Source organism: Herbaspirillum sp. VT-16-41, assembly GCF_001994935.1.
Taxonomy (GTDB): Bacteria; Pseudomonadota; Gammaproteobacteria; order Burkholderiales; family Burkholderiaceae_D; genus Herbaspirillum; species Herbaspirillum frisingense.
Map to the genome: position 1 here is coordinate 217,617 of NZ_MUXB01000101.1, position 12,998 is coordinate 230,614.

At 63.3% G+C, this 12,998-nt stretch carries 10 protein-coding genes and 2 tRNA genes; 11 read left to right on the forward strand and 1 reads right to left on the reverse strand.

What is annotated here, in order from left to right; all coding sequences use genetic code 11:
- Window positions 1-210: 210 nt before the first annotated feature.
- The 7 genes from BTM36_RS11915 (at window position 211) to mnmH (ending at window position 5,217) form a co-directional block, all read left to right on the forward strand.
- Window positions 211-1,428: an amino acid aminotransferase gene (locus tag BTM36_RS11915; RefSeq protein WP_077236436.1), complete on the forward strand. Its 1,218-nt coding sequence runs from the start codon at window positions 211-213 to the stop codon at window positions 1,426-1,428.
- Window positions 1,429-1,553: 125 nt separating this feature from the next.
- Window positions 1,554-1,629, forward strand: a tRNA-Asn gene (locus BTM36_RS11920).
- 179 nt (window positions 1,630-1,808) lie between these two features.
- A tRNA-Asn gene (locus BTM36_RS11925) sits at window positions 1,809-1,884 on the forward strand.
- Window positions 1,885-1,999: 115 nt separating this feature from the next.
- Window positions 2,000-2,581 carry a nucleotidyltransferase domain-containing protein gene (locus BTM36_RS11930; protein WP_139347133.1) on the forward strand — a complete coding sequence of 194 codons (582 nt, stop codon included), beginning with the start codon at window positions 2,000-2,002 and terminating at the stop codon, window positions 2,579-2,581.
- Window positions 2,568-2,969, forward strand: coding sequence for a hypothetical protein (locus BTM36_RS11935; RefSeq protein ID WP_077236437.1), 402 nt, complete (start codon window positions 2,568-2,570; stop codon window positions 2,967-2,969). Before BTM36_RS11930 ends, BTM36_RS11935 begins: the two co-directional genes overlap by 14 nt.
- Window positions 2,970-3,061: 92 nt before the next feature.
- On the forward strand, window positions 3,062-4,096 hold the full coding sequence (gene selD / locus BTM36_RS11940; protein WP_006712847.1) for a selenide, water dikinase SelD: 1,035 nt from the start codon (window positions 3,062-3,064) through the stop codon (window positions 4,094-4,096).
- Complete coding sequence (mnmH, locus tag BTM36_RS11945; protein ID WP_077236438.1) at window positions 4,096-5,217, forward strand: tRNA 2-selenouridine(34) synthase MnmH; 1,122 nt, start codon at window positions 4,096-4,098, stop codon at window positions 5,215-5,217. The genes selD and mnmH overlap by 1 nt, the downstream gene beginning before the upstream one ends.
- Window positions 5,218-5,224: 7 nt before the next feature.
- Here the strand turns inward: mnmH and BTM36_RS11950 are convergent, their stop codons facing one another.
- Entirely contained in the window at window positions 5,225-6,304 is a 1,080-nt protein-coding gene (locus BTM36_RS11950) for a permease (protein WP_039876384.1), read from the reverse strand.
- 399 nt (window positions 6,305-6,703) lie between these two features.
- Between BTM36_RS11950 and BTM36_RS11955 the strand changes: the two genes are divergently transcribed.
- The 4 genes from BTM36_RS11955 (at window position 6,704) to BTM36_RS11970 (ending at window position 12,963) form a co-directional block, all read left to right on the forward strand.
- Entirely contained in the window at window positions 6,704-8,047 is a 1,344-nt protein-coding gene (locus tag BTM36_RS11955) for an MFS transporter (protein WP_077236439.1), read from the forward strand.
- Between the two features lie 77 nt (window positions 8,048-8,124).
- Entirely contained in the window at window positions 8,125-9,693 is a 1,569-nt protein-coding gene (gene garD, locus BTM36_RS11960) for a galactarate dehydratase (RefSeq protein WP_077236440.1), read from the forward strand.
- A 79-nt stretch (window positions 9,694-9,772) separates the two neighbouring features.
- Window positions 9,773-10,885 (forward strand): beta-propeller fold lactonase family protein, encoded by a 1,113-nt coding sequence (locus BTM36_RS11965; protein WP_168189781.1) that lies wholly within the window; start codon window positions 9,773-9,775, stop codon window positions 10,883-10,885.
- 296 nt (window positions 10,886-11,181) lie between these two features.
- Window positions 11,182-12,963 carry a methyl-accepting chemotaxis protein gene (locus tag BTM36_RS11970; protein WP_077236441.1) on the forward strand — a complete coding sequence of 594 codons (1,782 nt, stop codon included), beginning with the start codon at window positions 11,182-11,184 and terminating at the stop codon, window positions 12,961-12,963.
- Window positions 12,964-12,998 lie beyond the last annotated feature (35 nt).

Here is a 12,998-nt window from a genome sequence, read left to right on the forward strand (position 1 = left end):
GCCAGACCGCGACACTGCGCGGCGCGGGTTATGTCGGCTCTGCATGGGCTCATGCAGATTCGGCAGGCAATTCACCCCGGCTGTATCTGTGATTGGGCATCCACTTTTGTTAGAATGCAGTGTTGCAAAAAGGTGCATGTCCGGCCGCTTGGACCTGCATCCATTTCCTTCTGCTGCGCTTTGTTGCAGCTAACTTTTCATGTTATCACGATGAACGCACCTGTCTCCGCCTCCCTGTTTTCCGCCATCGAAATGGCGCCGCGCGACCCTATCCTGGGCGTGACCGAAGCCTATAACGCCGACCAGAACCCGGCCAAGACCAATCTGGGCGTGGGTGTCTACTACGACGACAACGGCAAGGTCCCCCTGCTGGAATGCGTGAAGAAAGCCGAGGCGGAACTGGCGGCCAAGCTGGCCCCGCGTACCTACCTGCCCATCGACGGCCTGGCCACCTACGACCGCGCCGTGCAGGAGCTGGTCTTCGGCGCCGGCAGCGCCGTGGTGACCGAAAAGCGTGCGATCACCGTGCAGGCCCTGGGCGGCACCGGTGCCCTGAAGCTGGGCGCCGACTTCCTGAAGCACTTCTCGCCGGCCGGCACCGAAGTCTGGATCAGCGACCCGAGCTGGGAAAACCACCGCGCCCTGTTCGAGATGGCCGGCTTCAAGGTCAACGCCTATCCCTACTATGACCCGTCCACCCGCGGCGTGAACTTCGCCGGCATGCTGGACGCCTTGAAGACCATGAAGGCCGGTTCGGTCGTGCTGCTGCACGCCTGCTGCCACAACCCCACCGGCGCTGATCTGACCGACGACCAGTGGACCCAGGTCATCGAAGTGGTGACCTCGCGCGGCCTGGTGCCCTTCCTGGATATGGCCTACCAGGGCTTTGGCGACGGTATCGCCGAAGACGGTCAGGTGGTGCGCCGCTTCGCCGAAGCCGGCGGCCCGCTGTTCGTGTCGAACTCCTTCTCCAAGTCCTTCTCGCTGTATGGCGAACGTGTGGGCGCACTGTCCATCGCCGCCGCCAGCGCCGAGGAAGCCGCCCGCGTGCTGTCGCAACTGAAGCGCGTGGTCCGCACCAACTACTCCAACCCGCCGATCCACGGTGGCCAGGTGGTCGCTACCGCCCTGGCATCGCCCGAACTGCGCAAGCTGTGGGAAGACGAGCTGGCCGAGATGCGCGTGCGCATCCGCGAAATGCGTCAGCTGCTGGTCGCCAAGCTGAAGGAAAAGGCGCCCAGCCATGACTTCGATTTCGTTACCCGCCAACGCGGCATGTTCTCCTACTCGGGCCTGACCAAGGCCCAGGTGGATCGCCTGCGCAACGAGTTCTCGATCTACGCCGTCGACACCGGCCGCATCTGCGTGGCCGCATTGAACAGCAAGAACATCGACGCCGTCGTCAACGCCATCGCCAAGGTGCTGTAATGCGTTTTCCCGCCTTGTCTGCGGATGGGGCGGGAGCGGCATTTCTCCTATGAAGAAATGGCAATTTCCCTGAAAAAAGTTTTGACATGAAGTAAAAATCGGGTCATAATCTTTTTCTCAGCTGTTCCCTGATAGCTCAGTCGGTAGAGCGACGGACTGTTAATCCGCAGGTCCCTGGTTCGAGTCCAGGTCGGGGAGCCAAAGAATGCGAAGGCCTCGCAAGCAATTGCGGGGCCTTTCAATGTGTGTGTGACCTGTGATGCAGGTCGTGCGCAAGGGCGGCAGGGCTATGCCGCCACGATGCAGAACGGTGTAAAAAATTTTCGTTTTCCTCTCTGGTCATTCGGAAAAAAATCGTTCATAATCGCGCCCTCAATTGATCCCTGATAGCTCAGTCGGTAGAGCGACGGACTGTTAATCCGCAGGTCCCTGGTTCGAGTCCAGGTCGGGGAGCCAGAATACGAAAGCCTCGCAAGTTTCTTGCGGGGCTTTTTTGTTTTTGTCCTGCGGTCATGGCAGCGGTGTTGGGTGCTGCGCCAGATTTTGGCTCAATTGAGCTAGAATATGGCGCATGACGACGCTCGCCGATGCTCTCTTCTCCAAATCCACGCAAGCCATTCTGGGGCAGCTTTTCCTGCATCCGGAAGGGATGCATCTGCGTGCCTTGATGAGCAGTACCGGCCTGGGGTCAGCCTCGGCCCAGCGTGAACTGGGCAAGCTGACCGGCGCCGGATTGCTGCTCAAGGAAGAGATGGGCCGGGTGCAGTTGTACAAGCCCAATCCGGCCTCTCCGATTTTTTCGGAATTGAGCGCCATCGTGCGCAAGACCTTTGGCGTGGCTGACGCCATCAGAGCTATGCTCCTGCCTTTCGCAGCGCGCATCGACCGGGCTTTCATCTATGGGTCGGTCGCCAAGGGGCAGGACACCGCCGCCAGCGATATCGACCTGTTGATGGTGGCGGACGACCTGGGTAGTGCTGATCTCTACCCGGAACTGGTCGCGCTGGAATCCCGCCTGGGCAGGAAGATTTCGTTGAAGGTCTATCGTCCTGCCGAATTCCAGAAGAAGCTGGCTTCCCGGCATCACTTTCTCATGGCGGTGATGGCGGGGCCGGTCATCGACCTGATCGGAGTGCAGGATGGGCATCAATGAGCTGGAAAACCTTCTACGGCTTGGTCAACTGAAGGCGGAGCCTCCCACGAGCGCAGAAATCGAGATCCATCTGCAAAGCGGTCGTGATCGCCTGCGCGATGCCCTGGTGCCCGGCTTATCGCTGTCAAGCCGGTTTCTGCTGGGTTACAGCGCGGCTTACGCCTTTGCTCTGGCGGCGCTACGACGCCAGGGATTTCGTCCGGCGAACCGCTACGTCGTATTCCAGTGCCTGCCGCATACGCTGGACGTGGGACCGGAGATCTGGCGACTCCTGGCCCAGGCCCACGACGTGCGCAACGGCTTTGAATATGAGGGCAGTGACGAGGTGACGGAGGACCTCGGGCTCCAGGTCATCCGTTGCGCCGAAGTGTTGGACAGATTGCTGTAGCCCTGGCCACCCGCAGGGTGCTGCCGCGCTTCAATCCTGCCCCTCAAACGCTGCTAGAATCGGCATCCCCTCCGAACAGCCAGGACATTCCCATGAGCGAACCCATTCGTCTGACCCAGTACAGCCATGGTGCCGGTTGCGGCTGCAAGATTTCACCGCAGGTGCTGGAAGTGATTCTCGCCGGTAGTGGCGCCCAGCATCTGGACCCCAAGCTGTGGGTGGGCAACGCCTCCCGCGATGACGCTGCCGTCTATGCCATCGACGAAGAGCGTGGCGTGGTCTCGACCACCGATTTCTTCATGCCCATCGTCGACGATCCCTTCGACTTCGGACGCATCGCCGCGACCAATGCCATCAGCGACATCTACGCCATGGGCGGCGACCCGCTGATGGCCATCGCCATCCTCGGCTGGCCGGTCAATGTGCTGCCGCCTGAGGTGGCGCGTGAAGTGGTGCGCGGCGGCCGCGCGGCCTGCGATGCGGCCGGCATCCCGCTGGCCGGTGGCCATTCCATCGATGCGCCGGAGCCCATCTTCGGCCTGGCCGTGACGGGCGTGGTCGACAAGCGCAACATGAAGCGCAATGACACCGCCACCGCCGGTTGCCTGCTCTATCTCACCAAGCCGCTGGGCATCGGCATCCTCACCACCGCCGAGAAAAAGGGCAAGCTGCGCGCCGAAGACGTGGGCAGCGCGCGTGACTGGATGTGCAAGCTCAACCAGCCCGGCAGCCGCTTCGGCAAGCTGGCCGGGGTGACCGCCATGACCGATGTGACCGGCTTCGGCCTGCTGGGTCACCTGGTCGAGATGTGCGACGGCAGTGGCCTGACGGCGCGCATCGAATCGGGTCGCGTACCCAGCCTGCCGGGCGTGCCATATTACCTCGCTGAAGGCTGCGTGCCGGGTGGTACCTTGCGCAATTTCGAGAGCTATGGCGCCAGGATCAGCCCGCTGAGCGATAGCCAGAAGCACCTGCTGTGCGACCCGCAAACCAGCGGCGGCTTGCTGGTGGCGGTACGCCCCGAGGCCAATCCCGAATTCCTCGCCACGGCGGCTGCGCTGGGCCTGGAGCTGGCCCCCATCGGCGAACTGGTGGAACGACAGCGATACGCCGTCGAGGTCCTCTGATGGCCGATATCCAGCCCAGTCAGGCGCTGTTTCTGGCCGATACGCCCATGCTGGATGCGCGGGCGCCGGTGGAATTCGGCAAGGGGGCGTTTCCGACGGCAGTGAACCTGCCGCTGATGAACGATAGCGAGCGCCATCAGGTCGGCCTGCGCTACAAGGAAGAGGGGCAGCAATCGGCCATCGAACTGGGGCACCAACTGGTCAGCGGCCCGGTCAAGGAAGCGCGCATTGCCGCCTGGGCGCGATTTGCGCAGGCGCATCCTGACGGCTGCCTGTACTGTTTTCGTGGTGGTCTGCGCTCGCAGATCACCCAGCAATGGTTGAAAAGTGAAGCCGGCATCGCCTATCCCCGCGTGGCTGGCGGCTACAAGGCGCTGCGGCATTTCCTGATGCAGTCCATCGAAGAGGCGCTGGCGCAGTGCCAGTTTGTGGTGGTGGGCGGCATGACCGGCAGCGGCAAGACCGACGTGCTGCAGCAGCTGGACAATGCGCTGGATCTGGAAGCCTATGCCAACCACCGTGGCTCCAGCTTTGGCAAGCGCGCTTCGGCGCAGCCGGCACCCATCGATTTCGAGCACCGGCTGGCGATTGCCATGATCAAGCTGCGTGCGCAGGGCCATCACTGGTTCGCGCTGGAAGACGAGAGCCGCCTGATCGGTGCCTGCGCCTTGCCACTGGCGCTGCACCAGCGCATGCAGAGTCTGCCCATGGTATGGCTGGAAGACAGCCGGGCAGGGCGCGTGGAGCGCATCCTGCGCGACTATGTCAGTGGCTTGAGCGAGGAGTATCTGGCGCTGGACCCGCGCCACGGTTTCGAACGCTATCGGGCCCATTTGCTGGCCGCGCTGGGCAAGCTGGTCAAGCGCCTGGGCGACCAGCGCTACCGGCAGTTGCTGCAGCTGATGGAAACCGCCCTGGCGCGCCAGGAGAAAGATGGCGTGGTCGACCTGCATCGGGCCTGGATCGAGTCCCTGCTGACGGACTACTACGACCCGGTCTATGCCTTCCAGCGCGAAGCCAAACTCTCGCGCCTGCTGTTCGCAGGCAACCAGGCCGAGGTGGTCGACTTCCTGCGCCAGCATCGGCCGCAGCCCAGGTCGATGGCGCAAGCCCAGGCCTGAGCAGGCCCTAGAACAGGGCCACGGCGGCCAGACCGCTGGCCGCACCGATCAGGATTGTCATGACGGTCACCGTCACCAGCACGCGCGGCGTGAAGGAGCTGCGCAGCATCAGCAGCGAGGGCAGGCTGATGCTGGGCAGTGTCATCAGCAGCGCCACAGCCGGACCGACGCCCATGCCCAGGGACAGCATGGATTGCACGATGGGGATTTCGGCTGCCGTCGGGATCACGAACAGCGTGCCCACCACGGCCAGCGCCACGATCCACAGCAGGCTGTTGCCCATGCTGGCATCCACCTGGGGGAACAGCCATACACGGGCCGCGCCCAGGGCCAGGACCACCACGATGTAGATCGGGATCGTGCTCCAGAACAATTGCCAGAGTTGACGACCCCAGCGAAGCAGGAAGGGGCGGGCGCTGTCTGCCTGTTCGCCTTGATCTGCCTGGGCTACGGCATCCAGTGCGGCTTGCGGCAGAGCTGCTGGCTGCGCCTGGGCCTGCGAGACGCGCTGCGCCACCAGCGCCACGCCCACCACCAGCAAGATACCCGCCACCAGCCGCAGCGCAGCCATCTGCCAGCCCAGCACGAAGCCCATGAATACCAGCGTGGCCGGATTGAGTACCGGATTGGCCATCCAGAAGGCCAGCGCCGCCCCGACCGATACCTGCTGGCGGCGCATGCCGGCCACCACGGGCGCGGCGCAGCAACTGCACATCATGCCGGGCAGTGCAAACAGGCCGCCACGCAGCGTGGAGCCCAGACCGGCGCGGCCGAACACGCGCAACAGCCAGTCGCGCGGAACCAGGACCTGTACCAGCGACCCCAGCAATACGCCCAGTACGGCGGCCTTCCAGATCGCTGCGAAGTAGACGCCGGCATATTCCAGTGCCGCCGACCACGGCGCCGTCGGTGCGTTGGACAGGATGGACGCGCCGATGCTGTGTTTGTCGGCGGCCACAAAAGACTTCAGGTAATACGGGGACCATTTGACGTAATACAAGCCGATGGCTGCCACCAGCACGAACAGCAGGGGTTTGAGCCAAGGGACTGCCGGGCGCGATGGTGGCAGGGAGGGAGTGGTATTCATGGTTGAAGCATGGGAATGGACGAATGCGCGCATGATACGCGTGCCGGCGCGCTACGTCAGGTGCGGCCAGCATGTCGTACAACTTCATCTGGTGCGAAGGCGCTTCTAACCCGTTTGCATGGTCCACACGAGCGGCTGCCGGGGTGTGTGGATGTTTCGGGAAATGGCCGCGCGGCCCGCGCCGATGGTGGGATTCAGGCCTTTGCCCGGGGGCAGTCGGCGGCCCGGCCCGGAAAAGCATTCATCGCTTGCGGTTGGCTTTCTTCCTGTTATACTGCGCGTGCTGTTGTATGACGTCTTATAACAATTCAATCGATACCCATCAACAACAATACGTCATAGGATGTCTGAGCCCACCGGGCCGGTCCTGCAAGGCGAGTCGAGACCTGGAGAAAGCAATTGGCGCAAAGCAATGACACCGGCCTGGCCGGCGGGGCGGGCAAGCCCACCCATATCCGTTACCTGATCCTGTTCCTGCTGTTCGTGGTGACCACGGTCAATTATGCCGACCGCGCCAACCTGTCCATCGCCGGCTCGGCGATGAAGACCGAGTTGTCGCTGGACCCGGTGATGATGGGCTACATCTTCTCGGCCTTCAGCTGGGCCTATGTGCTGGCGCAATTGCCGGGCGGCTGGCTCCTGGACCGTTTCGGTTCCAAGAAGATCTACATGTGGAGCATCGGCCTGTGGTCGGTCTTCACTTTCCTGCAGGCCGGCGTGACCTGGATGAGCACCGGGGCGGCCGTGATGTCGCTGTTCCTGCTGCGCTTCATGGTGGGCCTGGCCGAGGCGCCGTCCTTCCCGGCCAACGGCCGTATCGTGGCCGCCTGGTTCCCGACCAAGGAACGTGGTACGGCCTCGGCCATCTTCAACTCGGCGCAGTATTTCGCGGCCGTGCTGTTCACGCCGCTGATGGCCTGGATCGTCCATACCTATAGCTGGCACCACGTATTCACGGTGATGGGCGTGGTCGGCATCGCGCTGGCCCTGATCTGGGGCAAGATCATCTACAGCCCCAAGGACCATCCGCGCATCAACCAGGCCGAGCTGCAGCATATCGAATCCGGCGGTGGCCTGGTGGACATGGACAACCGCAAGGTGGCTGCACCCTCCACCAAGGGCAAGGGCTACATCCGCCAGCTGCTGTCCAACCGCATGCTGCTGGGCGTGTATATCGGTCAGTACTGCATCAACGTGATCACCTATTTCTTCCTGACCTGGTTCCCGGTGTATCTGGTGCAGGAGCGCGGCATGTCCATCCTCAAGGCCGGTTTCGTGGCCTCGATCCCGGCGGTCTGCGGCTTCATCGGCGGCGTGGTCGGCGGGCTGATCTCGGACCGCCTGATCAAGAGCGGCATGTCGGTGACCTGGTCGCGCAAGATCCCCATCGTGGGCGGCATGCTGCTGTCCATGACCATGATCCTGTGCAACTATGTCGAGGCGCAGTGGATGGTGGTGGGCATCATGGCGCTGGCCTTCTTCGGCAAGGGCGTGGGCGCACTGGGCTGGGCCGTGGTGGCCGATACCGCACCCAAGCAGATCGTGGGCTTGTCGGGTGGATTGTTCAACATGTTCGGTAACGTGGCCGGCATTACCACTCCGATCGTCATCGGTTACATCGTCAAGGAAACCGGTTCCTTCTCGGGCGCGCTGGTGTTCGTGGGTGTCAATGCACTGATTACCGTGATCAGCTATCTTGTCATCGTCAAGGAAATCAAGCGCGTCGAATTGAAGGACGCCTGAGGACCTTGCCGGCGGCCGTCGTCCTGACGCGCCGCCGTTTCATTTGATTCGCAGCATTCTGTCGTATGGGACTTAGCATGAGCAACGATATCGCCGCCAGCCAGGCAACCACCCCGCGCTACATCATGATGAACGACACCGACAATGTCGCCATCGTCGTCAACGACGGCGGCCTGCCGGCCGGCACCGTCTTCCCGGATGGCCTGACCCTGGTCGACCGCGTTCCCCAGGGCCACAAGATCGCCTTGCGCGACCTCAAGCAGGGCGAGGCCATCACGCGCTATGACGTGGCCATCGGCTATGCGGTGCGCGATATTCCCAAGGGCAGCTGGATCGAGGAATCGCTGGTGCAGATGCCGCCGGCCCGCGAACTGGACAACCTGCCCATCGCCACCAAGAAGCCGGCGCCGCAGCCGCCGCTGGAAGGCTATACCTTCGAGGGCTATCGCAATGCCGATGGTTCGGTCGGTACCCGCAACCTGCTGGCCATCACCACCACCGTGCAATGCGTGGCGGGCGTGGTGGAGCACGCGGTCAAGCGCATCCGCGCCGAACTGTTGCCCAAGTATCCGAATGTGGAAGATGTGGTGGCGCTGGAGCATACCTATGGCTGCGGCGTGGCCATCGATGCGCCCAATGCCGGCATCCCCATCCGCACGCTGCGCAACATCAGCCTGAACCCCAACTTCGGCGGCCAGGCCATGGTGGTCAGCCTGGGGTGCGAAAAGCTTCAGCCCAATCGCCTGCTGCCTGAAAACATGATCCCCATCCACAAGGCCGGCGAGCCCTATGTGGTCTGCCTGCAGGATGCGGAGCACGTGGGCTTCAACTCCATGATCGACTCCATCATGAAGATGGCCGAGGCGCGCCTGACCGAGCTCGACAAGCGTCGTCGCGAGACCTGCCCGGCCTCCGACCTGGTGGTGGGTGTGCAGTGCGGTGGCAGCGATGCCTTCTCCGGCGTGACCGCCAACCCCGCCGTGGGCTTCGCCACCGACCTGCTGGTGCGGGCCGGGGCGGCGGTGATGTTCTCGGAGGTGACCGAGGTGCGCGATGGCATCGACCAGCTGACCTCGCGCGCGGTCAACGAGGAAGTGGCGCAGGCCATGATCCGCGAGATGGACTGGTACGACAATTACCTCAAGCAGGGCGGCGTGGACCGCAGCGCCAATACCACCCCCGGCAACAAGAAGGGCGGTCTGGCCAATATCGTCGAGAAGGCCATGGGCTCCATCGTCAAGTCCGGCTCCAGCCCGATCTCGGGCGTGCTTGCGCCAGGCGACAAGCTGCAGCAGAAGGGCTTGATCTACGCCGCCACGCCGGCCTCCGACTTCATCTGCGGCACGCTGCAGCTGGCCGCCGGCATGAACTTGCATATCTTCACCACCGGCCGTGGCACCCCCTATGGCCTGGCAGCGGTGCCGGTGATCAAGGTCGCCACCCGCAACGACCTGGCGCGGCGCTGGCACGACCTGATGGACGTCAATGCCGGCCGCATCGCCAGCGGCGAGGCCAGCATCGAGGACGTGGGCTGGGAACTGTTCCAGCTGATGCTGGACGTGGCCAGCGGCAAGAAGCGCACCTGGGCCGAGCAGTGGAAACTGCATAACGCGCTGACCCTGTTCAATCCGGCGCCAGTGACCTGATCCTTCCTTGGGGCCCGCTTGCGGGTCCTTTTTTTTGCTTCAGTTTTTCGAACAACAATATGAATCGACAGGAGACACCATGAGCCACGACAGCGCCCCCAACCCTTCCGCCACCCCGTCCCGCCTTGCCACCTTGATTGCCACCTCCGTCCTCAGCCTGGCCGCTGCCCAGGCCGGCGCCGCCACGGTGGCCTATGTTTCCAATGCCGACAGCCAGGACATCTATGTGCTGCGCCTCAATGGCGACGGCAGCGTGAACCTGATCGACCGGGTCGACACCGGCAGTACCGTCATGCCGCTGGCCATCAGCCCCGATCACAAATACCTGTATGCCGCCCTGCGCGGCCAGCCTTACTCGGTGCTCAGCTACGCCATCGACCCCGCCAGCGGCATGCTCAAGGCGCTCTCCAAGACGCCGCTGGCCGACAACATGGCCAACATCGCCACCGACCGCACCGGGCGCTACCTGCTGGCGGCGTCGTACTCCGGCAACAAGATCTCGGTCAATGCCATCGGTGCCGATGGCGTGGTGCAGACCCCGCCGCTGGCCGTGATCCCCACCGGCAAGAACGCCCACTCGGTACAGGTGGACCCCGACAATACGCACGTCTTCGCCAGCAACCTGGGCAGCGATGTGATCCTCCAATACCGCTTCGACGCCGCCACCGGCAAGCTCACTGCCAATACGCCGCCCGCAGTCAGTACCCAGGCCGGGGCGGGGCCGCGTCATTTCGTGTTTTCACGGGACCAGCGTTTCGTCTATTCGACCAATGAGCTTGATGCCACCGTCAGTACCTATGCCTATGACCGTCAGAACGGCACGCTCAGCCTGCTGGGCAGCGCCTCGCTCCTGCCCGAGGGCTTCAAGACCAGCGAGCAACTGGCCGCGGCCGATCTGCACCTGACCCCGGACGGCCGTTTCCTTTATGCTTCCGAGCGCACCTCCAATACCCTGACCGGCTTCAAGGTCGATCCCGCCAGCGGCAAGCTCACCCGCATCCTCAACATCCCCACCGAAACCCAGCCGCGCGGCTTCAACATCGACCCGCGTGGCCGCTACCTGCTGGCGGTCGGGCAGAAGGCCGGCCTGACCAGCTACGCCATCGACCGCGATACTGGCGCCCTCACGCCGGTCCTGCGCTATACCCTGGGCCGCAACCCCAACTGGGTCGAGATCATCGACCTGCCCTGATCCTTCCCCTTACAGCCCCGGGCCACCTCTGCCCAGCGTCTGATGGGCGACCGGCCTTGTCATGATGTTCATATGACAAGGCCAATTTCTGTCTCTTTTGCACGCAGCTTGATCCAGGACAGGCGGCGCTTCGCGTTGCCATTGCACAATGCCGCCTGACAGCCTGCTGACCGCTCTAACCGGGAAATAGGGTGGTTTTGGTCTGGTTGCCGTCCGATTGCAGAGGGGGCGGCTGCTGTATCGTCAGGTGCTAGTCTCATTTCTAATGTTGTCCAAAAATTAAGCGGAGAGAGGGAATGCGGAATCTTACGGTTCGCTTCAGCCTGATGAGCGCGCTTGCGCTGTTTTCTTGCATGATCGTGGTCGGTGCTGCGGTCGGCATCTTTGCCCTGGGCCGGGCCAATCATGCGACCGAGTATGTGCACGAGATCACCGAGCGCGCCTTGTTGATCAATGATGCCTACAAGGACACCACGCGCACCCGCGCAGCGCAGTCCCGCATCTATTCGACCTTGATGGAAAAGGGCGACCAGGCCGTGATCGACGCGGCCTTCAAGAGCGCCCAGACCACCTACGAACGTAGTCTCAAATACCTGGACGACTACGCCAAACTCCCCGATCTGGAGGGCCAGGATCCTGCCACCAAGACCGAATTGATCGAATCGGCCAAGGCCTTGAACGAGATCCTGAAGAAGGCCACCGAGGTGCTCAGGAGCGGTGATGCCGCTGCCTATTCGCAGTTGAACAACAACTTCATCAGCAAGGGTGGCGCGCGCTTCTCGACCGCGCTGGACGTCTACCAGAAGCGTGCCATGGAGCTTAACGACAAGGCCACCACCGAACGCCAGCGTGAATACAACCTGGTGGTATGGCTGGTCGTGGCCGGTCTCATCGGTGCCATGTTCCTGGTCATCGGCGTGCACTTCATGCTGCGCAACATCGTGCTCACGCCCCTCAATCGCGCCGTGCACCTGCTGGACCTGGTGGCCAATGGCGACCTGACCACCAAGGTCGACGTCGAGAGCAAGAACGAGATCGGTCGCCTGTTCGCGGCCATCCGCAGCATGCAGCAGGCGCTGCTGACGACCGTGTCGAGCGTGCGCAGCAGTTCCGACAGCATCGACACCAATGCCAAGGAAATCGCGGCCGGCAACATGGACCTGTCCTCGCGCACCGAGCAGCAGGCCAGTTCCCTGGAAGAGACCGCCGCCTCGATGGAGGAATTGACCGGCACCGTCAAGCAGAACGCCGAGAATGCCCTGCAGGCCAACCAGCTGGCGCATTCGGCTTCTTCCACCGCCAGCAAGGGGGGCGAGGTGGTATCGCAGGTGGTGGATACGATGCAGGCCATCAACGAATCTTCGCGCAAGATCGTGGACATCATCAGCGTGATCGACGGCATTGCCTTCCAGACCAACATCCTGGCGCTCAACGCAGCGGTGGAAGCGGCCCGTGCCGGCGAGCAGGGCCGCGGCTTTGCCGTGGTGGCGTCGGAAGTGCGTTCCCTGGCCCAGCGCTCGGCCGCTGCCGCCAAGGAAATCAAGTCCCTCATCGACGATTCGGTGGACAAGGTCGAGGCCGGCAGCCAACTGGTCGAGCAGGCCGGGGCCACCATGAGCGAGGTAGTCACCAGCGTGCAGCGCGTCACCGACATCGTGGGCGAGATCGCCGAAGCCAGTCGCGAGCAGAGCACCGGGATCGAGCAGGTCAACCGGGCCATCACCCAGATGGACGAGGTGACCCAGCAGAACGCGGCGCTGGTGGAAGAAGCTGCGGCCGCCGCCCAGTCCTTGCAGGCGCAGGCCACCAACCTGGTGGCTGCGGTCAGCATCTTCAAGATCGATGCGCACCAGGTCGCCAGTGCGTCGGTCAAGGCGCGCCCCATGCCCAAGGCAGCACCGGCCCCCAAGGCTGCGCCTGCGATGGCGTCGGTCAGCGCGCCGGTTGCGCCCAAGGCCGCTCCTGCTGCCGCGCCCAAGCTGCCCCCGGCCAAACCAGCCAAGCCGGCCGGCGCATCGGCGAGCTCATCGGCCAGCGCCCGGGGCAAGGACGACGCCCAGGATTGGGAAGAGTTCTGAACCCATCATCAGGATGCCGGCCTGGCCGGACCTGA

Coding starts and splice junctions, on each gene's coding strand:
- BTM36_RS11950 (WP_039876384.1), bottom strand. CDS start 6,304: ATGAATACCACTCCCTCCCTGCCACCATCGCGCCCGGCAGTCCCTTGG.
- BTM36_RS11935 (WP_077236437.1), top strand. CDS start 2,568: ATGGGCATCAATGAGCTGGAAAACCTTCTACGGCTTGGTCAACTGAAG.
- BTM36_RS11965 (WP_168189781.1), top strand. CDS start 9,773: ATGAGCCACGACAGCGCCCCCAACCCTTCCGCCACCCCGTCCCGCCTT.
- mnmH (WP_077236438.1), top strand. CDS start 4,096: ATGGCCGATATCCAGCCCAGTCAGGCGCTGTTTCTGGCCGATACGCCC.
- BTM36_RS11970 (WP_077236441.1), top strand. CDS start 11,182: ATGCGGAATCTTACGGTTCGCTTCAGCCTGATGAGCGCGCTTGCGCTG.
- BTM36_RS11930 (WP_139347133.1), top strand. CDS start 2,000: ATGACGACGCTCGCCGATGCTCTCTTCTCCAAATCCACGCAAGCCATT.
- BTM36_RS11915 (WP_077236436.1), top strand. CDS start 211: ATGAACGCACCTGTCTCCGCCTCCCTGTTTTCCGCCATCGAAATGGCG.
- garD (WP_077236440.1), top strand. CDS start 8,125: ATGAGCAACGATATCGCCGCCAGCCAGGCAACCACCCCGCGCTACATC.
- selD (WP_006712847.1), top strand. CDS start 3,062: ATGAGCGAACCCATTCGTCTGACCCAGTACAGCCATGGTGCCGGTTGC.